At 58.5% G+C, this 20,981-nt stretch carries 19 protein-coding genes and 1 pseudogene; 7 read left to right on the forward strand and 13 right to left on the reverse strand.

The features are described from left to right. Positions 1 to 46: 46 nt before the first annotated feature. The 4 genes from ABI171_RS18275 to ABI171_RS18290 all read right to left on the reverse strand — a co-directional run bounded on the left by ABI171_RS18275 (position 47) and on the right by ABI171_RS18290 (position 2,618). Positions 47 to 241, reverse strand: a complete 195-nt coding sequence (locus ABI171_RS18275; RefSeq protein WP_348093958.1) for a hypothetical protein — start codon at positions 239 to 241, stop codon at positions 47 to 49. A 309-nt stretch (positions 242 to 550) separates the two neighbouring features. Beyond that, positions 551 to 859 carry a hypothetical protein gene (locus tag ABI171_RS18280; protein ID WP_348093959.1) on the reverse strand — a complete coding sequence of 103 codons (309 nt, stop codon included), beginning with the start codon at positions 857 to 859 and terminating at the stop codon, positions 551 to 553. Between the two features lie 119 nt (positions 860 to 978). Beyond that, positions 979 to 1,512 (reverse strand): glycine zipper 2TM domain-containing protein, encoded by a 534-nt coding sequence (locus tag ABI171_RS18285; protein ID WP_348093960.1) that lies wholly within the window; start codon positions 1,510 to 1,512, stop codon positions 979 to 981. Between the two features lie 197 nt (positions 1,513 to 1,709). Then, positions 1,710 to 2,618 carry a LysR family transcriptional regulator gene (locus tag ABI171_RS18290; RefSeq protein WP_348093961.1) on the reverse strand — a complete coding sequence of 303 codons (909 nt, stop codon included), beginning with the start codon at positions 2,616 to 2,618 and terminating at the stop codon, positions 1,710 to 1,712. A 234-nt stretch (positions 2,619 to 2,852) separates the two neighbouring features. Between ABI171_RS18290 and gcl the strand changes: the two genes are divergently transcribed. The 5 genes from gcl (at position 2,853) to pyk (ending at position 9,383) form a co-directional block, all read left to right on the forward strand. Further along, positions 2,853 to 4,628 carry a glyoxylate carboligase gene (gene gcl / locus ABI171_RS18295; RefSeq protein WP_348093962.1) on the forward strand — a complete coding sequence of 592 codons (1,776 nt, stop codon included), beginning with the start codon at positions 2,853 to 2,855 and terminating at the stop codon, positions 4,626 to 4,628. Positions 4,629 to 4,644: 16 nt separating this feature from the next. Then, positions 4,645 to 5,424 (forward strand): hydroxypyruvate isomerase, encoded by a 780-nt coding sequence (gene hyi, locus ABI171_RS18300; RefSeq protein ID WP_348093963.1) that lies wholly within the window; start codon positions 4,645 to 4,647, stop codon positions 5,422 to 5,424. A gap of 38 nt (positions 5,425 to 5,462) precedes the next feature. Continuing rightward, positions 5,463 to 6,350 carry a 2-hydroxy-3-oxopropionate reductase gene (locus tag ABI171_RS18305; protein ID WP_348093964.1) on the forward strand — a complete coding sequence of 296 codons (888 nt, stop codon included), beginning with the start codon at positions 5,463 to 5,465 and terminating at the stop codon, positions 6,348 to 6,350. A 111-nt stretch (positions 6,351 to 6,461) separates the two neighbouring features. Then, positions 6,462 to 7,748, forward strand: coding sequence for a glycerate kinase (locus ABI171_RS18310; RefSeq protein WP_348093965.1), 1,287 nt, complete (start codon positions 6,462 to 6,464; stop codon positions 7,746 to 7,748). A gap of 213 nt (positions 7,749 to 7,961) precedes the next feature. After that, complete coding sequence (gene pyk, locus ABI171_RS18315; protein ID WP_348093966.1) at positions 7,962 to 9,383, forward strand: pyruvate kinase; 1,422 nt, start codon at positions 7,962 to 7,964, stop codon at positions 9,381 to 9,383. A gap of 69 nt (positions 9,384 to 9,452) precedes the next feature. On the opposite strand, the gene ABI171_RS18320 is transcribed toward pyk, so the two are convergent. From ABI171_RS18320 to ABI171_RS18340, 5 genes and pseudogenes are all read right to left on the reverse strand, one after another. Beyond that, positions 9,453 to 10,232: a fused MFS/spermidine synthase gene (locus tag ABI171_RS18320; RefSeq protein ID WP_348093967.1), complete on the reverse strand. Its 780-nt coding sequence runs from the start codon at positions 10,230 to 10,232 to the stop codon at positions 9,453 to 9,455. 44 nt (positions 10,233 to 10,276) lie between these two features. Continuing rightward, the gene (locus tag ABI171_RS18325; RefSeq protein ID WP_348093968.1) at positions 10,277 to 10,945 is read right to left on the reverse strand and encodes a hypothetical protein; all 669 of its coding nucleotides are present in this window, start codon (positions 10,943 to 10,945) and stop codon (positions 10,277 to 10,279) included. 152 nt (positions 10,946 to 11,097) lie between these two features. Then, positions 11,098 to 11,451 (reverse strand): YkgJ family cysteine cluster protein, encoded by a 354-nt coding sequence (locus ABI171_RS18330; RefSeq protein WP_348093969.1) that lies wholly within the window; start codon positions 11,449 to 11,451, stop codon positions 11,098 to 11,100. 243 nt (positions 11,452 to 11,694) lie between these two features. Continuing rightward, entirely contained in the window at positions 11,695 to 11,889 is a 195-nt protein-coding gene (locus ABI171_RS18335) for a ribbon-helix-helix protein, CopG family (RefSeq protein WP_348093970.1), read from the reverse strand. A gap of 171 nt (positions 11,890 to 12,060) precedes the next feature. After that, positions 12,061 to 12,423, reverse strand: a pseudogene (locus tag ABI171_RS18340) (SDR family oxidoreductase); the annotation flags it as partial. A gap of 155 nt (positions 12,424 to 12,578) precedes the next feature. On the opposite strand from ABI171_RS18340, the gene ABI171_RS18345 reads away from it, so the two are divergent. Next, positions 12,579 to 13,226, forward strand: coding sequence for a substrate binding domain-containing protein (locus tag ABI171_RS18345; RefSeq protein WP_348093971.1), 648 nt, complete (start codon positions 12,579 to 12,581; stop codon positions 13,224 to 13,226). Between the two features lie 69 nt (positions 13,227 to 13,295). On the opposite strand, the gene ABI171_RS18350 is transcribed toward ABI171_RS18345, so the two are convergent. The 4 genes from ABI171_RS18350 to ABI171_RS18365 form a co-directional block, all read right to left on the reverse strand. Beyond that, a complete protein-coding gene (locus ABI171_RS18350) occupies positions 13,296 to 14,657 on the reverse strand; it encodes an 8-oxoguanine deaminase (protein WP_348093972.1) in 1,362 nt (453 codons plus the stop codon). 34 nt (positions 14,658 to 14,691) lie between these two features. Further along, on the reverse strand, positions 14,692 to 16,452 hold the full coding sequence (locus ABI171_RS18355; RefSeq protein ID WP_348093973.1) for an allantoate amidohydrolase: 1,761 nt from the start codon (positions 16,450 to 16,452) through the stop codon (positions 14,692 to 14,694). A gap of 97 nt (positions 16,453 to 16,549) precedes the next feature. Further along, the gene (locus tag ABI171_RS18360) at positions 16,550 to 17,944 is read right to left on the reverse strand and encodes a nucleobase:cation symporter-2 family protein (RefSeq protein ID WP_348093979.1); all 1,395 of its coding nucleotides are present in this window, start codon (positions 17,942 to 17,944) and stop codon (positions 16,550 to 16,552) included. A gap of 246 nt (positions 17,945 to 18,190) precedes the next feature. Beyond that, entirely contained in the window at positions 18,191 to 19,129 is a 939-nt protein-coding gene (locus tag ABI171_RS18365) for a LysR substrate-binding domain-containing protein (RefSeq protein WP_348093974.1), read from the reverse strand. A gap of 351 nt (positions 19,130 to 19,480) precedes the next feature. Here ABI171_RS18365 and ABI171_RS18370 point away from each other — a divergent pair, with 351 nt between their 5' ends. Continuing rightward, on the forward strand, positions 19,481 to 20,734 hold the full coding sequence (locus tag ABI171_RS18370; RefSeq protein ID WP_348093975.1) for a urate hydroxylase PuuD: 1,254 nt from the start codon (positions 19,481 to 19,483) through the stop codon (positions 20,732 to 20,734). The last annotated feature ends 247 nt before the right edge of the window (positions 20,735 to 20,981 follow it).

Consider the following 20,981-nt stretch of genomic DNA (forward strand, 5'->3'; position numbering starts at 1 on the left):
CGGCAACCGGTTGCCGTGTTTTTTGTGTCGGAAAATCGAACTGTTTTTAGGCTGGAGAAACTGGCGTGCTTGGCGTTGTGCCTGGCTTGGTCGGCGTCACCGGGGTCTTGCCGCAGCCTGGCTTGACTGGTGCGCAGCTCTTGAAGAAACTGCGGAAGCAGGACAGGAATGCGCCGAAGAACAGGCAGCAGCCGCCGCTGACCTGGTCGATTTCTTTTGCAGATAATTGTTGAATAGCCATATTTTCTCCATTTAGGTTAAAAACTGCTGGATGAGAATTCCGGCTTCGGGATTCTCATCCAGCAAGATTCGGCAAATACCGAAAATTACATAACAAAATAATCATTCATTATTTTATTGGCATTATTGTTTTATATTTAACGTGAATGCAACGCGAAATAGAATAAATGACAATATTTAACTATTGTTTTATAGAATGTAAAATCGGGGTTTTTGCATCGGCGGGGGTGCACGGGGCGTCGCGCCAGTCGGCCGCAAGCAATAAAAAAAGCCGCGTGTGCGGCCTTTGGCTGTTACAGATTGGTGCGGCTTAGTGACGGCCGCCCATTGTCATCTCACGGGCGCGTTGCATGTCCCGGTCAAAATTGGCACGCGCCTCGCGCTTGCAGTCCATGGCTTCGCGGCCACGCATTGCGCGGCAATCGTTCATGGCTTGCGCGTAGGCATTGGTGTTTTCTTTCTTCATCGTTGCAAAGTGTTGCTGCGGCGTCCGGTCCGGCACACCCCAGCGTGGAGGGTCTCTGAACTGGACGTTTTCTTCAGCAGCGTTGACATGCAGCGCAAAAGCATTCGCGGCGATAAAAAAAGCCAGCGATAACGGTTTGATGAGCATTTTCATGATGCCTCCTTATATTGATATTGCTGCCTTCAGCGAGATGCTGAAGGCAGGCTGACGACTGCAGTGTAAAACTTGCATCCGCCTGGTCAATAAGCAATCGGATTAATCAGATCAACGGTTCAATAACGGGAAATCTGGCCGTTATCCACGCGCACCCGGTCGCCTACCCGCAGATCACCAGGGTTGCTGACGCTGATGGTCTGGTAGCCATTGTCATTCATGCGCACGCGCACGTTGTAGGAAGTCGAGCCCGGGCTGTTGCGCGCTTCCAGCTGATTGCCGACCACCGCACCGCCAACCACGCCGGCGATGGTGGCCAGGGTGTTGCCGTTGCCGTGACCGACCTGATGGCCGACCACGCCGCCCAGCACGCCGCCGACCACTGCGCCGCCTATGCCTTGGCTCGGTGTGTTGACGACATCGATGGCATCGATCACGCCGTAGTTGCGGTTATTGTTTTGCTGATAGCCAGGTTGCTGGTAGCCGGGGTAGGTTTGCGGCGGAGGACTGGCGTAGCCCTGATTGTTGTAACCCTGATTGCCCTGGTTGCCATAACCTTGTCCGCCGTATGGCGCAGCGCAGCCGCCGAGCAGCAGTGAGCCGCCGATGACGGTGGCCAGCATGGCTTGTTGAGTTGATCTGCGGATAGTCATGACGTGCCTCGTTGATAGGTAAAGAATTCGGGTTGATGTGTCCAGTGTAGTACTTCGTACCGGCGCGTATATGTGCGCTGCACCACACTAAAACGATTTTATGAGTCGCTTGGTTGACCGTCAGACCGGGCCGCACAGGCGCAAGTGCCCTGAATCTTGCACATCATTACAAATGTTTCCGATTGACACATCTGCCTTTAACCCTTGCTCCAATAGTCGGGCTGCGCGTAGATCGATTTCAAACGGTCGATAAAGAACCGAACTTTGGCCGGCAAATGCCGCTGCTGCGGATAGACCGCCATGATGTCGTAGTGCGGCAAGGCAAATTCATCCAGCACTGTCAGCAACTCGCCCGAGGCCAGTTGCGATTCGATTTCCCAGGTGGAACGCCAGCCCAGCCCCAGGCCTTCGCTCACCCAGCGGTGCAGCAGTTCGCCGTCGTTGCAATCGAGGTTGCCGGCGGTCTTGATGATCACCGGCTTGCCGCCTTGCTGGAAATACCAGCCGCGCTGCTGCCCGCCTTGCAGGTTGAAGGACAGGCAGTTGTGACCGGCGATGTCTTCCAATGTCTTGGGAATGCCGTTGCGATGAAAATATGCCGGCGTGCCGCACACCACGCGGCGGTTGCTGGCCAGCTTGACCGCGACGAAATTCGGATCGATGGCGCCGCCGATGCGGATGCTGATGTCATAACCCTCGCGCACCAGGTCGACCACGCGGTCGGTCAAATTGAACGAGATCTGCACTTCCGGATTGGTGGCGATAAAGGCCGGCGCATGCGGCGCCACGTGCTTGCGGCCGAAGGCGGCCGGCGCCGACACCACCAGATGGCCGGTGGCCTTGTGGCGACCTTCAGAGATGATCTTTTCGGCGATATCCAGTTCGATCAACAGCTTGCGGCAATGATCGAGGAATACCGTGCCTTGCTCGGTCAGGGTCAGGTGACGGGTGGTACGGTGCATCAGCTTGGTGCCCAGCCGCTTTTCCAGCGCATCGATGCGCCGCCCCAGCATCACAGGGGTGATGTTTTGCTCCAGCGCTGCGCTGGCCAGGCTGCCTTTTTCCACGACGCTGACGAAGGCTTCGATCTGTTTTAGTTTGTCCATGTCTCTCCTGGCTTGGTGACTGATCTTATTTATCTATATTACTGTTTTTTCTTAGTATTCCATACTTGACGTATCGAATAAAGCGATTGTTTGTGTTCTTATCAAACAATATGTTTGGTTATAGGATGTGCTTCATCCACTCGGCAGTCTCCATCCGCCTCTTGAAACGGCATAAATCCGGAGCTGGCCGCAGGCAGTGGCAATGATTTTCACATTCTGTAATCCGGAGACAACATGGCAAAGATGAAGGCAGTTGACGCAGTAATGCACGTATTGGCGAAAGAGGACTGTGTGCAGGCCTTTGGCGTGCCGGGTGCCGCAATTAACCCGTTCTACTCGGCAATGAAACGCCACGGCGGGATTGAGCACGTCTTGGCGCGCCACGTTGAAGGCGCATCGCACATGGCAGAGGGTTACACCCGCGCCAACCCAGGCAATATCGGTATCTGTATCGGCACTTCCGGCCCGGCCGGCACCGACATGATCACCGGTTTGTACTCGGCCCAGGCCGATTCGATTCCGATCCTGTGCATTACCGGCCAGGCGCCGCGCGCTCGTTTGTACAAGGAAGACTTCCAGGCCGTCGATATTGAATCGATCGCCAAGCCGGTAACCAAATGGGCGGTCACCGTGCGTGAATCGGCTTTGCTGCCGCGCGTATTCCAGCAAGCTTTCCACATCATGCGCTCCGGCCGTCCAGGCCCGGTGCTGATCGATATGCCGTTCGACGTGCAAATGGCCGAGATCGAATTCGATCCGGACACCTACGAACCGCTGCCAGTCTACAAGCCGGCCGCTTCGCGCAAGCAGATCGAAAAAGCGCTGACCATGCTGAATGAAGCAGAGCGCCCATTGCTGACCATCGGCGGTGGCGTGATCAATGCTGACGCAGCCGATCTTGCGGTCGAGTTTGCCGAATTGACCGGCGTGCCGGTGATCCCGACTTTGATGGCATGGGGCGCGATCCCTGACGATCATCCGCAAATGGCAGGCATGGTCGGTTTGCAAACCAGCCACCGCTACGGCAACGCCACCATGCTGGCTTCCGACTTTGTGCTTGGCATCGGCAATCGTTGGGCCAATCGTCACACCGGTTCGGTCGAAGTATTCACCAAGGGCCGCAAGTTCGTTCACGTTGATATCGAGCCGACCCAGATCGGCCGCGTGTTCGGTCCGGATTACGGCATCGTCTCGGACGCGAAAGCGGCGTTGACGCTGTTCGTCGAAGTCGCCAAGGAATTGAAAGCGGCCGGCAAATTGCCAGACCGTTCAGCATGGCTGGCCGAGTGCCAGGAGCGCAAGCGCACCATGCAGCGCCGCACTCACTTTGAAAACGTGCCGGTCAAGCCGCAACGCGTGTACGAAGAAATGAACAAAGCCTTCGGCCGCGACACCTGCTACGTCAGCACCATCGGCTTGTCGCAGATCGCTGCAGCGCAATTCTTGCACGTGTACCACGCACGGCACTGGATCAACTGTGGCCAGGCCGGTCCTTTGGGCTGGACCATTTCTGCCGCGCTGGGCGTGTGCGTCGCCGATCCGAAGCGCGAAGTGGTGGCGATTTCGGGCGACTACGACTTCCAGTTCATGATCGAAGAATTGGCGGTAGGCGCGCAATTCAACCTGCCTTACCTGCATGTGGTGGTGAACAACTCTTACCTCGGCCTGATCCGTCAGGCGCAGCGCGGTTTCGAGATGGATTATTGCGTGCAGTTGGCGTTTGAAAATATCAACGCGCCGGAACTCAACGGCTACGGCGTCGACCATGTCGCAGTCGTCGAAGGCCTCGGTTGCAAGGCGATCCGCGTCACCGATCCGAATGCCATCCAGGACGCCTTCGCCCAAGCCAAGCGCTGGATGAAGGAGTTCCGCGTGCCGGTGGTGGTGGAAATCATCCTGGAGCGTGTCACCAACGTTTCCATGGGTACCGAAATCGACAACATCAACGAGTTCGAAGAACTCGCCAAGAACCGCGCGGATGCACCAACTGCGGTTTCCTTGCTGGACTGAATTCAGGAGAGACGACATGACAAAATTAGCCGCCAACCTGACCATGCTGTTCACCGAGCTGCCGTTCCTGGACCGCTTCGATGCTGCAGCCAAGGCCGGGTTCAAAGGAGTCGAATTCCTGTTCCCGTATGCATTCCGCGCCGACCAGCTGGCTGACAAGCTGAGCACCAACGGCCTGGAACTGGTCTTGCACAATCTGCCGGCAGGCAACTGGGAAGCAGGCGAGCGCGGCATCGCTTGCCATCCGGACCGCGTCAGCGAATTCCAGCAGGGCGTCGACGATGCGATCCGTTACGCCAAGGTGTTGAACGTCAAGCAGCTGAATTGCCTGGTCGGCATTGTGCCGGTCGGCGTCAGCAGCGAGCTGGCGCAGGCAACCGTGGTCAGCAACCTGAAATTTACCGCCGACAAGCTGCAGGCTGCGGGTATCCGTCTGTTGATCGAACCGATCAACAGCTTCGATATTCCTGGCTTCTTCCTGACCGGCACGCATCAGGCGCTGGAACTGATCAAGGCCACCGGTTCGAGCAACCTGTTTGTGCAATACGACATCTATCACATGCAAAGAATGGAAGGCGAGCTGGCCAACACCATCAAGGCCAACCTGGCGCAAATCAAGCATGTGCAGCTGGCGGATAACCCGGGCCGCTTCGAGCCGGGCACAGGCGAAATCAATTACCACTATCTGTTCAAGTTCCTGGAAGAGATCGGCTACGACGGCTGGATCGGCTGCGAGTACAAGCCGAAGGCCGGCACGGTAGACGGTCTGGGCTGGCGCGCTGCGCACGGCCTGTAATCCCGGCATAAATTTACATAAAATTACGGAGAAATATCATGGCAAAAGTTGGCTTTATCGGACTCGGCATCATGGGCGCGCCCATGGCGGAAAACCTGCAACGCGGCGGCCACAAGCTGTACCTGCATGACCAGAAGAATCCACCGGCGGCACTGATCGACGGCGGCGCCACCGTCTGTACGTCCGGCGCCGAAGTCGCCAAGCGCGCCGACATCATCATCGTCATGGTGCCGGATACCCCACACGTCGAAGCAGTACTGTTCGCGGAAAAAGGCGTGGCAGAAGGCCTGACGGCCGGCAAGATCGTGATCGACATGAGCTCGATCTCGCCGATCGCCACCAAGGGTTTCGCCAAGAAGATCAACGCCCTGGGTTGCGAATACCTGGATGCGCCGGTATCCGGCGGCGAAGTCGGCGCCAAGGCGGCATCGCTGACCATCATGGTCGGCGGCTCCGAAGGCGCGTTCAACGACGCCAAGCCTTTGTTCGAACTGATGGGCAAGAACATCACGCTGGTCGGCGGTAACGGCGATGGCCAGACTACCAAGGTGGCCAACCAGATTATTGTCGCGCTGAACATCCAGGCGGTGGCCGAAGCGTTGTTGTTTGCTTCCAAGGCAGGCGCCGATCCGGCGCGCGTACGTCAGGCGCTGATGGGCGGTTTCGCTGCTTCGCGTATCCTGGAAGTGCATGGCGAACGCATGGTCAAGCGTACTTTCAATCCGGGCTTCCGCATTGAATTGCACCAGAAGGATCTGAACCTGGCCTTGCAAGGCGCGAAGGCTTTGGGTATATCGTTGCCGAACACAGCTACGGCGCAAGAGCTGATGAATTCCTGCGCAGCGCACGGCTTGAGCGGCCTCGATCACTCGGCGCTGTGCCGTGCGATTGAAATCATGTCCAACCACGACATCGCCAAAGCGTAATATAGTAGACGCAGGTCGGATGACGCTTCGCTGTTCCGGCCTGCAAGTAGTTTGTCATATAGAATAATCCCAGCCTAGAAGGCTGTTTAGAGACACTCCAAGGTACACAGCATGACTACCGCGAACAGCATCAAGCCCCGCCAGCTCCTTCTCGACATGTACCAGGCCGCGGTCGACGCCGTCAGCGCCTCGAAATGCCTGCCGGCATACCTGGCCAAGATCCCGGCGCCGTCCGGCAAAGGTCGTACACTGGTGATCGGCGCTGGTAAAGGCGCGGCTGCCATGGCCAAGACGGTGGAAGATCACTGGCAAGGCGAGATCACGGGTCTGGTGGTGACGCGTTACGGCCACGGGGCGGACTGCAAGCGCATCGAGGTGGTGGAGGCTTCACATCCGGTGCCGGACGAAGCCGGCCGCCAGGCTGCGGCGCGCATGCTGGAAATGGTCAAGGGTTTGACTGCCGACGACCTGGTGCTGTGCCTGATTTCCGGCGGCGGTTCGGCTTTGCTGGCGTTGCCGGCGGCCGGCATTACGCTGGAACAGAAACAAGCAATCAACAAGGCGCTGCTCAGAAGCGGCGCCACTATTTTTGAAATGAATTGCGTGCGCAAGCACCTGTCGGCCATCAAGGGCGGCCGGCTGGCGCTGGCCTGCGCGCCGGCGCGGGTCGTGACGCTGATGATTTCCGATATCCCGGGCGACGATCCCGGCATCATCGCCAGCGGCCCGACCCTGGCTGATCCGACCACTTGCGCCGACGCTTTGGCGGTGCTGCGCAAATACCATATCGAAACGCCTGAAGCCATTCTTAAGCATCTGGAGTCCGGTAAGGACGAAACCGCCAAACCCGGCGATCCGCGCCTGGAACGCAATCAGCATTACGTGATTGCGACTGCGCAGGATGCCTTGGATGCGGCCGCAGAAACGGTGGTTGCCGCCGGCCTGACGCCCTACATCCTGTCCGACGAAATGGAAGGCGAGGCGCGCGATATCGGCCTGGCGCATGCAGCGCTGGCGCGCCAGATCGCACGTCGCGGCCAACCGTTCAGCAAACCATGCGTAGTGATTTCCGGCGGTGAAACCACCGTGACGGTGCGTGGCAAAGGGCGCGGCGGCCGCAATGCGGAATTCCTGCTGAGCCTGGCGGCGGCGCTGGACGGCTTCCCGGATATCCACGCAATCGCCTGCGATACCGATGGCATCGACGGCTCGGAAGACAACGCCGGCGCCATCTACCAGCCGGATTCGATGCGCAGGGCAGCGGAACTGGGGCTGCGCCCGCGCGCCATGCTGGACAACAACGACGGCTACGGTTTCTTCAGCGCGCTGGGGGACCTGGTAGTCAGCGGGCCGACCCGCACCAACGTCAATGATTTCAGAGCTATTCTGATTCTCTAAGAAAACGGTTCAACCGTTTTGTTCATCAAGTGATCGCCTTAACCCGCCGTCATCCCCGCGAACGCGGGGATCCAAATTACGTACGAAAGGCCAAGCACTCCCAGCTAGGCCCCCCAGCTAGGCGCTCCCATGGATTCCCGCGTGCGCGGGAATGACGTAGTGGGAATTGTTCGAGACCCTATTCATTGCTTGTTCCTTTAAAGAAAATTTAATATGCGCCGCCAACGTAAAGCAAAAATCGTCGCCACGCTCGGTCCTGCCAGCGCGGACCAGAGCACCATCCAGGCCTTGTTTGAAGCAGGCGCCGACGTCTTCCGTTTCAACTTCAGCCACGGCAGCCATGCCGATCATCAGCAACGCTACGACATCGTGCGTGCGGTGGAAAAAACTGTCGGCCGGCCGATTGCCATCCTGGCCGACCTGCAAGGCCCGAAGCTGCGCATCGGCCAGTTCGCCGATGGCAAGATCGAATTGCACGCGGGCCAGGAATTCACCCTCGACCGCGATCCGACACCGGGTAGCAGCGAACGCGTCTGTCTGCCGCATCCGGAACTGTTTGAAGTGATCGCCAGCGGCCAGGCTTTGCTGCTGGATGACGGCAAGGTACGGCTCGAAGTCTTGTCTTGTGATGGCCAGTCCATCCACACGCGGGTGGTCAACAGCGGCAGCTTGTCGGACCGCAAAGGCGTCAACGTCCCGGATGCCGTATTGCCGATCCCGGCGCTGACCGAAAAAGACAAGCGCGACCTGAAATTTGCATTGGAACTGGGGGTCGACTGGATCGCGTTGTCTTTCGTGCAGCGGCCGGAAGATGTATTGGAAGCACGCGCTCTGATCGGCGACCGCGCCAGCATTTTGTCCAAGCTGGAAAAACCGGCGGCGCTGGAACAGCTGGACGCCATCGTCCAGGTCTCCGACGCCATCATGGTGGCGCGCGGCGATCTCGGCGTGGAATTGCCGCCGGAGCGCGTGCCGGGCGTACAAAAGCGCATCCTGCGCGTCTGTCGCCAGCACGGCAAGCCGATCGTGATCGCTACCCAGATGCTGGAATCGATGATCACTTCGCCGGTGCCGACCCGTGCCGAAGCGTCCGACGTCGCCAGCGCCATATACGACGGCGCCGACGCCGTGATGCTGTCGGCCGAGTCGGCCAGCGGCGCCTACCCGATCCCGGCGGTGGCGATCATGGACCGCATCATCACCGAAGTCGAGCGCGACCCGCTGTACCAGAACATGCTGGACGCGCAGCACGAAACGCCGTTGCCGAACCGCGGCGACGCCATCTGCTCGGCCTTGCGCGATGTCACCCGCATCATTGGCGCCAAGGTGACCGTCACCTATACCAGTTCCGGCCACACCAGCTTGCGCGCCGCGCGTGAACGGCCGATGGCGCCGATTCTCAGCATCACGCCCAAGCTGGCGACAGCGCGCCGCCTGGCACTGGTGTGGGGCGTGCATTCCACCATCAGCGAGCAGATCCATAATGAAAGCGAAATGGTGACCGCGGCTTGCCAGACGGCGTTCAAGGAAGGTTTCGCCAAGGTCGGCGACCAGATCGCGATTACCGCCGGCATGCCGTTCGGCCAGCCGGGCAGCACCAATCTGTTGCGTCTGGCGGAAATCTGGGCGCAGTAAATACTGTCTGCCTTCTGTCCCGAAAATTCCCCCATGCGCAAGTGTCGGGGATTTTTTATGGCGCGGCGTTTACCCGAGCTCTTCCGGCTGATCGCTGACCAGCTGGAACGAGGGCACCAGTTCCTCTAGCTGCAGTCCAAAGTGGGCGTCCAGCTTTTTCGCCCGGCTGAGAATCCGTGACCGGAAAGTCTCGGTGACGTTTCCGCTGACGAAGAAGGCGATGCAGTTGTGGCTATCACTGGTCCTGCACCACCATATGCGCCAGTCGGATGCCGACAGCGCTTGCGCGATGGCGTCGACCAGGAAGGCAGGGCGGTCCCATAAATTGGAGACCAGGATGCCGCCAGGAGCAAGCGCGCGTAAGCAGGCGGCATAGAAATCACTGGTGCTGAGTTCATCGGCCGGGCCATCGGCAGAAAAGCCGTCCAGCATGATGATATCGGCGAGATTGTCTTGTGGTGTCTGCATGTAGGCTGCGGCGTCGGCATGGATGACCTGGAAGCGCTCGTCGTCGGCGGGAATCATGAATTCGTCGCGCAACGCAATCACCTCGGCGCTCAATTCCAGCACGGTGATGCGAGCGGCTGGTAAATGGCGGTAGCAGTATTTGGCAAGCGAGCCTCCGCCCAGGCCGATCAGCAGGATGTGTCTGGGTTCAGTCTGAAACAACAGGAAACCCATCATCGCCCGCGTGTAGCTCAGCACCAGCTTTTCTGGCGCTGAAATCGACATCGCGCTTTGCACGTATTTATGATCGAAATGTAGTGTCCGGGTGTCGTCGTTGTCAAACACGAACGGCTGCCCGCCGCTTTGTTTGAGCAATACTTCGAAAGGGCTGGTTGCGGTCATGGCATGCAATGGTGAGCGGAGCGTTCGGCGTAATTGGCAGGCGCTCAGGCGAGCGCTGCGGCAAGTCTGTCGTTCCGGCGCTGTTGCATGATGTTTTGCGCTGTCAGGCGCAGCATCAGGGCATTTCGCGGAGATAAATCTTTTAATCGCTTGTTCAAGGTCTGTTCAGCTGTGTCGAGCAACGGTCCTTTGCAGGCGAAAACGATGCGGTTGCCGGATTCCCGCGCGTCAATGGCCACCACTGCGCCGTCAAAGCTGCATTGAATGCGGTCGAGATACACGCCCGTATCCTTATTATTACCGAGCAAGTTCACTATCATCATACCTTCCTGCGCCAATGCCTGGTAGCAGTCATCGTAGAACATCTGGCTACATAACTGAGGGGGTTGGCCGGAGCGGTCGAAGCCGTCCACCAACAGGATGTCATAGTCGCCATCGGCGTCGCGCACCAGCTTGCCGCCGTCCATGCAACGGATCTGCATCCTGTCGCTGTCTTCCGGGATGTGAAAATGTTTTCTGAGGGCAATGACGTCCGGATTGTTCTCGGCCACGACGATGGCGGCATGCGGCAGATGGCGATAACAATATTTCAGCATGGAGCCGCCGCCCAGGCCAATCATCGCGATCGACTTCGGGTTGTCGTTGAACAGCAGGAATCCCATCATGGTAATGGTGTACCCGAGCAGGAGTTCATCCGGCGCACTGAGGTACATCTCACTCTGTATTGCGCTGCCGTCGAACAACAGGGAAATCGAATGCGAATTTTTATAAATGAAGGGACGGCCTTCAGCGGAAAATTTCGCAAGGTCGCAGATATTATCTAGAAGCATGTGGTCGTTTCAATAGCATCGGAGAAAGCCGGGTATCAAACCAGCACGTGGCGCGTCTGCGAGAAAAAGCTAAAAATCTGTTCTTCTATCAGCGGATCGATCATCACTCTAGGCCGCTTGCCATTCGGGCAAGCCAGCTTCGGGGTGGTGCCGAACAGCCGGCAGACCAGCGGCCGCTCTTCGTACACCTGACAGCCGTCGGCGCCCAGATGCGGGCAGCTCAGCGCCTCCAGCGCAGCTTCCTGCTCCTGTACGGTCTTGCGCGGCAGCCGGGCCATTTCCACGGTTGAAGTCAGCACCGGGCCGCAACAGTCATGGCATCCCGGGACACAGACAAATGCCGGGATCCGTTTCCTGAAGAACTTGATGACCTGCGTGTCTCTATTCATTACCATACCATTATCATGTAATGATCATAAATCATCATACCATACTCATCTGCCCGGAATTAAAGCAGTGTTGTTTTGCATGGATATGACCGGTGCAGGCTGAAAAGAGGAGGATGTTGTGCGAAACCGCCCGAGCGACCTGGGTAAAGTTGACGGTTGCAGCTTGATGGATGTTTTTCCGGGGGAGATCAGACGGACGTGGCATGTTGCCGCGCCCGGCTATCGAACGACATGGTTACGGACTTACTTTTTATTGAGCTTAGGCGCCTTGACGGTGGTTTTGGTCGCGTAATCGACATGATGGAGCTCAAGGTATTCGCGGATCATTTGCCGTATCACCTGCGATGGCGTCAAGTCTTGCGCAAGGCATAGCTCGTCGAACGCTTTCTTCTTCACGGGATCGATCAGGATGGTCAGTCGTGCAGTTTTGGATTCCATGGAATAGGCCGGCTGAGATGATAATAAGATTATCATTATACACATGGGAAAACCACGTAATCCAAGGTCAAGAAGAGGTCCGGGCGGCAGAAATATCACGCACTTCCGCAAAAAAAAGACGGTTCAATCCTGAATCGCCTTTCGCTCCCCGGCCCCTGATATTTTCTAATGTCAGGCCGAAAATCCACCGTCAATGCTCAAGCTGGCGCCAGTGATATAAGCCGCTTCCGGGCTCGCCAGATAGGCCACAAAGCCGGCGATTTCCTCATCCTTGCCATAACGGCCGATCGGCATCATGGCCTTCAGCGTCTCGGCGAAATCGCCACTGGCCGGATTCATGTCGGTATCGACCGGGCCCGGCTGCACATTGTTGATGGTGATGCCGCGCGGACCGAGGTCGCGCGCCAGGCCCTTGGTCAGGCCGACCAGCGCCGATTTGCTCATCGCATACGGGCCGCCGCCGGCAAACGGCATGCGGTCGGCGTTGGTGCTGCCGATGTTGATGATGCGGCCGCCTGCTGTCATGTGGCGCGCCTGGAAGCCGGGCTGGGCGTGCGCCTGTTCCAGCGCAGCACGCGCAGCCTGGCCCTGACCGAGGCCGGCGAGAGTTTCTTGCATGAGGTGCGGGTTAGTCTGGTGGCTATTCAGGCCGCGGTCGACAACCTGGCCAGCGCCGGCGGCCGGCCGGCGTGCTCAAGGTCAGCATGGGAACCGGCTTTGGCCGCGCCTACATGGCGCCGTTGCTGGCGCCGTTCCTGGCGAAATACCCGGCCATATCGCCCGACTGGCACTTCGATAACCGCCAGGTCGACCTGATCGCCCAGGGCTTTGATGCCGCCATCGGCGGCGGCTTCGAACTGCCGCCCGGTGTGGTGGCGCGCAACTTGGGGCCGGCGCACCGGATACTGGTCGCGGCGCCGGATTATTTCAAAGGCAAGAAAGCGCCGAAGTCGCCAGCCGAGCTGGATACCTTCGACGGCATCTTTATCCGCTCGCCGCAGACAGGGAGGGTACGGCCATGGCCGCTGCGCAATCGCGATCATCAACAAGCACCGGTGACGCTACGCGTGCGCATGACCATGAGCGATCCAGAAGCCGCTTGCGAAAGCGCGCAGATGGGGCTGGGGATTGCCTTGATCAGCATGCCGAATGCCTTGCCGTTCCTGCTCGACAAGCGTCTGGTGCGGGTACTGCCGGACTGGTATATCGATGGCGGTACTTTGTCGATTTACTTCGCCGCGCAAAAGCTGCTGCCGGCCAAGACCCGAGTGTTCGTCGATTATGTGGTGGAGCACTTCCGCGCGCACCATTTGGCGCAACAGTTTTCAGCAATCTGAAATTCTGCGATGCCATAAAAAATGGCCGCGGATCACGCCGCGGCCATGGTCGTTGCAGAGCGTTGTTGATCAGCGCGCAGCTTCAGCCAGCGACAAAGCCAGCTTGTTATGGCGCTCCAGCACATTGCCAAGGTCCACCGTAGTGAACTGGCCGTTGCGCACCACCACGCGGCCATTGATGATGCTGTAGGCGACATCCGCCGGCGTGCAGAACACCAGCGCCGCCACCGGATCGTGCCAGCCGCCGGCGAAGCCGACCTTATTCAAATCGAACAGCACCAGATCGGCCGACATGCCCGGTTTCAGGGAGCCGATATCGTCGCGGTTGAGCACCTTGGCGCCGCCCAGCGTCGCCAGTTCCAGCGCTTGCCGCGCCGTCATCGCATCGGGACCGAAGCCGACCCGTTGCAACAGCATCGCTTGCCGTACTTCGCCCAGCATGTGGGCGCCGTCGTTGGAGGCGGAACCGTCGACGCCGATGCCGACCGCAACGCCGGCGTCGACCATCTTGCGGATCGGTGCAATGCCGGAGGCCAGCCGCATGTTGGAGCACGGGCAGTGGGCGATGCCGGTGCCGGTGCGGGCGAACATATAGATGCCTTCATCGTCGAGCTGTACGCAATGCGCATGCCAGACGTCATGGCCGACCCAGCCGCAATCTTCTGCATATTCGGCCGGCGTCATGTTGAATTTCTCGCGGCTGTAGGCAATGTCGTTGGCGTTTTCCGCCAGGTGGGTGTGCAGTGAAACGCCATGCTGGCGCGCCAGTACAGCCGATTCACGCATCAGGTCGCGCGATACCGAAAACGGGGAGCAGGGCGCTACCACGATGCGCTGCATCGCGTGGCGGCTGCTGTCGTGGTAAGTCTCGATCAGGCGCTGGGTATCCTTCAGGATGGCTTGTTCATCTTCCACCACGCGGTCCGGCGGCAAGCCGCCTTTCGACTGGCCGACGCTCATCGAACCACGTGCCGCGTGGAAGCGCATGCCAATCTGCTGCGCCGCTTCGATGCTGTCATCGAGCTTGCAGCCGTTCGGATAGATGTAAAGGTGATCGCTGCTGGTAGTGCAGCCCGACATGATCAGTTCCGCCATCGCGGTCAGGGTCGAGACCTGGATCATTTCCGGCGTCAGGTTGGCCCAGATCGGATACAGGTTGGTCAGCCAGTTGAACAACTCGCCATTCTGCGCCGCCGGGATCACGCGGGTCAGGCTTTGGTACATATGGTGATGGGTGTTCACCAAGCCTGGAATGACCACGTGATTGCCGGCGTCGATGACTTCGTCGGCGGTTTTCGGCAGGTCGGCGCTGTTGCCGACCTGCTCGATCACGTTGTCGCGGATGAAGACCGCACCGCCGGCAATTTCTCGACGCGCATCGTCCATGGTGACGACGACGCGCGCATTTTTTATTAATAGAGTTTTAGACATGACATGAGATCCAGTGATTTCCAAATGCGCTGGTTCAAGACTTTGGTGTGAAGCGGCGTAGGAAATCCAGCAAGATTTGCGCCGATACTTCGGCATCGTCCGCAGTCATTGTTTCCAATGGATTGTGGCTGATGCCACCGTTGCCGCAACGCGTGAAGAGCATGGCGACGTCGGTTATTTTAGCGATGGTCATGGCGTCATGACCGGCGCCGGAAGCGAGTTTGAACGGATTGACGCCAGCCCGTTCGGTGGCGGCGGACAACTGCTCCATCAGCCAGGATGCGCAAGGCGCGGCCGGCGCCGACACCATTTTTTCGACATTGGCTTCGACGCAACGACGTTCGCAGACCGCGTCGATATGGCGCAGCACATCTGCCACTGCCGCATCGCGCACGACATCGTCTTCAGCGCGAATATCCAGCGAGAACACGCATGCGCCTGGGATCACATTGGTTGAACCGTTCGGTACTTGCAACTGACCAACCGTGCCGACCAGCGATGCATGCTGATCTTGCGCGCAGCGTTTTTCTACGTACAGTACGATTTCAGCGGCTGCCGTGGCGGCGTCCTTGCGCATCGACATGGGCGTAGTTCCGGAGTGGCTGGCGACACCTTTCAGCTGGACCATATAACGGCAGCTGCCGGCGATCGACGTAACGATGCCGACCGGCAGGTCACGATTCAACAGGACCGGTCCTTGCTCGATATGTACCTCGACATAGCCCAGCAAATCAGCCGGATTGCGGCCGATGGCAGGAATCGCAGCAGGATCGTGGCCGGCTTGCAGCAGGGCGTCGCGCATGCTGATGCCGTCGCGGTCGAGATTGTTCAGCAGTTCCATATTGAACTGGCCGATGATCGCATTGCTGCCGAGGAAAGTGCTTTTGAAGCGCACGCCTTCTTCTTCGGAGAAGCCGACGATTTCAAAATGGAATGGCAGTTTTTCACCGCGCTCATGCAAGTGCTTGACGATGGCGATCGGCAGCAGGATGCCTTCGCGGCCATCGTACTTGCCGCCGTTGCGCACGGTGTCGTAGTGCGAGCCGGTCATCAGCGTTTTCGCCGATGGATTGTCGGACAGGTAGCGTCCGACCACATTGCCGACCGCATCGATCTCGGCCTGCATGCCGGCTTCGCGCATCCAGCCGGCGATTTGCGCGGCGGTGCGGCGATGGCTGTCGGTCATGTAGGCGCAGGTCAGGCCGTTGTCGTCGTCGCTCCAGGCGCCGATCTGTTCGGCCCAGTGCATGATGGTCTTGCCCAGCTCGGGCGAGTAGCCGAGCAGGTCGTTGGTGCGCATCTCGGCGATGCGGCCGATCTGGCGCAAGGCTTCTCCCAATTCGTCGTCGAACTGGTTTTTCAGGCGGCGGCTGAAGGTGGCGATGATGGCCTGGCGCGACAAGCCCTGGCCATCGGCGCCCTTGACCGCGAGGATGAAGGGGAAACCGAATTTCTTGTTGTAATCGGCATTAAGCTTTTGCAGCGTGGCGAATTCTTCCGCCGTGCACAGATTGAGGCCGGCCTTGGCTTGCTCGCCGGTCGACTCCACCGTCAATTCGCCGGCGATGGCGGCCTTGCCGGCCAGCTCCGGGTGGGCACGGATCAGGCCCAGCTGTTCTTCCCGCGTGGCGCTGCTGACGGCCGCCTGCATCGCCAGCTTGAGCGCCGTGATGTTGGCGAATGGCCGTTGGGCCGCTGCGCGTTCGGGGATCCACGGCGAGTGTTCGTAGATGCCGTGCAAGGTCGCGACGAAGGCTTGCGCATCGGCGCTGTTCAATTGTTCTAGTGTTGTCATTTATGTCATTCGCGGGCCGTACCCGCTTCCTCGGTTACTTCAAAATAGTGTACTCGCAGGCTGTGCTGCGCTAGCCCGGCCTGCAATTTTCTTGCGTTTAGTGATCAGAGCTTTGCGCCGCCGCCATTGCATGCGCACGGCTGTCTTCGCTTGAGCCTTTGCCATTGAAAAACAGGTTCAGCAAAACCGCCATACTGGAAGCCAGCAGAATCCCGCTATGCAAAATGGTCGACAGGAACAACGGCATCTTGTCGAAAAAGCTCGGCGCCACGATCGGGATCATGCCGGCGCCGAAACTGACGGCGACAATGAACAGATTATTACGGTTGCGCTGGAAATCCACGCCCGACAAGATCTTGATGCCAGTGGCCGCCACCATGCCGAACATGACAATACCGGCGCCGCCCAGCACGAATTGCGGAATCGAAGCAGCGACATGCGCCATCTTCGGAAACAGGCCGAACAGCATCAGGATCACGCCGGCGGCGGCGCACACGTAGCGGCTGCGCACGCCGGTGACGCCTACCAGGCCGATATTCTGCGAGAACGAAGTGTAGGGAAATGTATTGAAAATGCCACCGATCACGCTGCCCAGGCCATCCACGCGCAAACCGCGCGCCAAGGTTTTATCATCGATTTTCTTGCCGACGATTTCGCCCAGTGCAATGAACATCCCGGTCGATTCGATCATGGTGACGATCATCACCAGGCACATGCTGATGATCGAGCCGATATCGAACTTCGGCCAGCCATAGTGAAACGGCCGGATGAAGGCGAACCATTCGGCATCGCCGAGGCCGTAGAAGCTGATCTTGCCCATCGCCATGGCGATGACGAAACCGATCGCCATGCCGGTCAGCACCGAGATGTTGGCGATGAAGCCTTTGACGTATTTGGTGATCAGCAGGATAGACACCAGCACGATCAGCGCGATACCGAGGCTGGTCGGCGAACCGTAGTCCGGGTTGGGAATCTTGATGAAGGCGCCATCGACCAGCTTGCCGATGACCGGCTGGCCGCCGGCGGCCCAGTTGATGCCGACGCCCATCAGGGAAATGCCGATGACGCTGATCACCGTGCCGGTCACCACCGGCGGGAAGAAGCGCATCAGGCGGCTCATGTAGGGCGCTGCCAAAACACAGAATATGCCGGAGACAATCACCGCGCCGTAGATATGCACGATGGTCAACTGCGGGTTGCCCGCCATCGCCACCATCGGACCGACTGCGGCGAAGGTGACGCCCATCATGACCGGCATCTTGATGCCGAATTTCCAGAAACCCAGGCACTGGATCAGGGTCACCAGGCCGCAGCAAAACAGGTCGGCGCTGATCAGGAAAGCGATGTCGCTTTTTGCCAGGTTGAGGGCGCCGCCGACGATCAGTGGCACCGCGATTGCACCGGCGTACATTACCAGCACGTGCTGCAGGCCGAGCGCGGCCAGTTTTCCTACGGGGAGTATTTCATCTACCGGATCTGTGCTGCTGTTCATCATGTGTCTCCTAGGCGCTATTTATGATTTTAGTGCTGGCAGCGGTATCCATCCGGTCTTTTAATTTCCTGCCCGACCGGCTTGATCCGCCACAGCCTTCACAAGTCACCTGCGGGTTGAACAGGGCTCGTGCGCTTCGATACTACTTTGCCCGAGACCCCACGATATATAGCTTGCCTGATAGTTGATTTATGTATTTGGATATATGACAAAAATGCGTTGTTATAGAGAAATTTTGTTGTTTTTTTACTTCGCCAGCATCGCCTTGGCAGCAATCCCTATTTGCTCCCGCAGCCATTTATGCTCGGTGGCCTGGTGCACCCGTTCGTGCCATAGTTGGTAAAAGCGCATCGGCGGGAATTTGATCGGCAAGGTAAAGCTTTTCAGCGCCAAGGTCTTTTCATAGAAGCGCGCGAACTGGCGGCCGGTGGTCAGCACCAGGTCGGTTTGCGCGACCATATACGGCAGCATGCCGAAATAGGCGGATTCGACCACTACATTGCGGTTCAGGTTCTGGCTGTCGAGGAAGGAATCGATGATGCCGTGATAACCGGGCAGCACCTGCCACGGCGCCACGTGCGGCAGCGACAGATAGTCTTCCACCGTCATCTGGTCCGGCCCGGTGCGCTTGGCGTAGGCGCTGTCGGCGCGCATCAGGCAGACGATCGGATCGTCGAACAGTTTCGATAAATGCAGGTGGGCCGGCGGCTCGTCCCAGTTGGCGATCACCAGGTCCAGATCACCATCGGACAGCAGTCTGACGTAGTCGGTTTCCGGTCCCAGCGCATGGATCACGATGCGGCTCTTGGGCGATTCGCGGCGCAGGCGCGCCACCACTTCCAGGAAGAACGGCGTATTCATGTAATCCGGCGCGGCGATGTGAAAGGTGCGTGCTTCGGCCTGCGGCACGAAAGGGGTCTTTTGCACGAACAGCCGTTCGGTTTCTTCGAGGATGCGTTTGGCAGGTTTCAGCAGGCTTTCACCGTGCTGGGTCGGCACCATGCCGCGGGCGCCTCGCACCAGCAGCGGGTCGCCGGTGAGTTCACGCAGCTTGCGCAATGAAGCCGAGATCGATGGTTGCGGCTGGTTCAGTTTGAGCGCCACGCGCGAGACGTTTTTCTCGCACAGCAGCAGATACAGGATGCGTATCAGATGTATATCCAGGTGGTCGGGCAGCTTAGCCATGGTGTCTCCTACTATTGTTGATATTTATTGTGGTTTATCATTTATTGGCTTCTGCAAACTGGCTTATATTATTTTGCTTATACTGACTGGCGCCTTTGCAATACATTTTGGTATATGGATATACGTATGTCAAATATATCTGGAAATCCATGTTTTAAAATCACAATGCGTTTATCTTGCGTGAATCTGCCACGTTTTTATCTCAGGTGTGGCGGAAGGAAAATGAATGTGGGTCGTAGCGGAGCTGGTGTAAAACAACGCTTATATAAAGTTCGCGGCCATATTGGAGTGATAACTCCGTCGTTTGCAGAGCCCGCGGTGGCAGACGAGCAATAGAATGTTGGGGAAGACATGGATGCAATGTTGGTAGCGTATGGGGTCGACTGGCTCAATCTGTTGGTGCGTTGGCTGCACTTGATTGCGGGGATCGCCTGGATCGGCGCGTCTTTCTATTTCGTCTGGCTCGATAATTCGATCCGGCCGCCGAAGCCGGGCTCAGACCTTGCCAAGAAGGGCGTGTCCGGAGAGTTGTGGGCAGTCCACGGCGGCGGTTTCTACAATCCGCAAAAATACCTGGTCGCGCCGGCAGAGTTGCCGGACGACTTGCACTGGTTCAAATGGGAAGCCTACGCCACCTGGCTGTCCGGCTTCGCCATGCTGTTCATCGTTTACTACTTCAATGCTTCGGCAATGATGATCAACAAGGATGTCGCCGACCTCAATAACTGGCAAGCCATCGGCGTCGGCCTCGGTACCCTGGTGATCGGCTGGACCGTCTACGACTTGCTGTGCCGTTCGCCGCTGGGCAAACGTGACGGCCTGCTCGGCATCATCATGTACCTGTTCATCGTTGCCGCGGCCTATGTGTTGACGCATCTGCTGAGCGGCCGCGCCGCCTACATCCATGTCGGCGCCATGATCGGCACCATGATGGTGGGTAACGTGCTGATGGTGATCATTCCAGGGCAACGCAAGCTGGTGGAAGCGATGCGCGTCGGTAAATCGCCGGATCCGATCTACGGCAAGAAGGCCAAGCAACGTAGCGTGCACAACAACTATTTCACGTTGCCGGTGTTGTTCATCATGATCAGCAACCACTACGGCATGACCTACAGCCATCCGTACAACTGGTTGATCCTGGCGGCGATCATTGCCGCCGGCGCCTTGATCCGTCACTTCTTCAATCTGCGTCATGCCGGCCGTGTGTCCATCGGCTATCCGATTGCCGGCGTCGCCTTGCTGCTGGCGGTAGCGATTGCCATTGCGCCTAGCCCGATCAAACCAGTGGCGCCGGTTGCCAAGCTGGATTCGCCGCTTGGCGCAGCGGGTACGACTGCTGCCGCGCCGGTAGCTGACATGGCGCATATCCAGGAAATCATCGGCCAGCGTTGCGCCACTTGCCACTCGGCGCAGCCGACCCAGCCGGGCTTTGCCACTGCGCCGGCCGGCGTCATGCTGCAAACGCCTGATTTGATCCGTCAGCACGCCGACAAGATCTATCAGCAAGCGGTGCAGCTGAAGGCCATGCCGCTGGCGAACATGACGCATATCACCGACGACGAACGCGCCTTGATCGGCGCCTGGTATACCGCCGGCGCCAAGTAAGCCGCTGCGCCGGAAATCCCCCAACGCAGGAAGCCGGTTGAGCGAGAGCAGCAACGCTCGATCGGCTTTTGCCTGCGGCGCTTGTCAAGATTATTAAAAATTTGGAGTTCCCATGTCCCAAACCATCACCATCGACGGCTTCAACCTGAGCGCACAGCAAGTGGTCGACGTCGCCCGCGCGCCGCATCTGCCGGTCACCCTGGCCGCTTCCTCCCGCGCCGCCCTGAAAGAAAGCCGCGACTACATC

The organism is Collimonas sp., from assembly GCF_039923675.1.
Lineage (GTDB): Bacteria > Pseudomonadota > Gammaproteobacteria > Burkholderiales > Burkholderiaceae_D > Collimonas.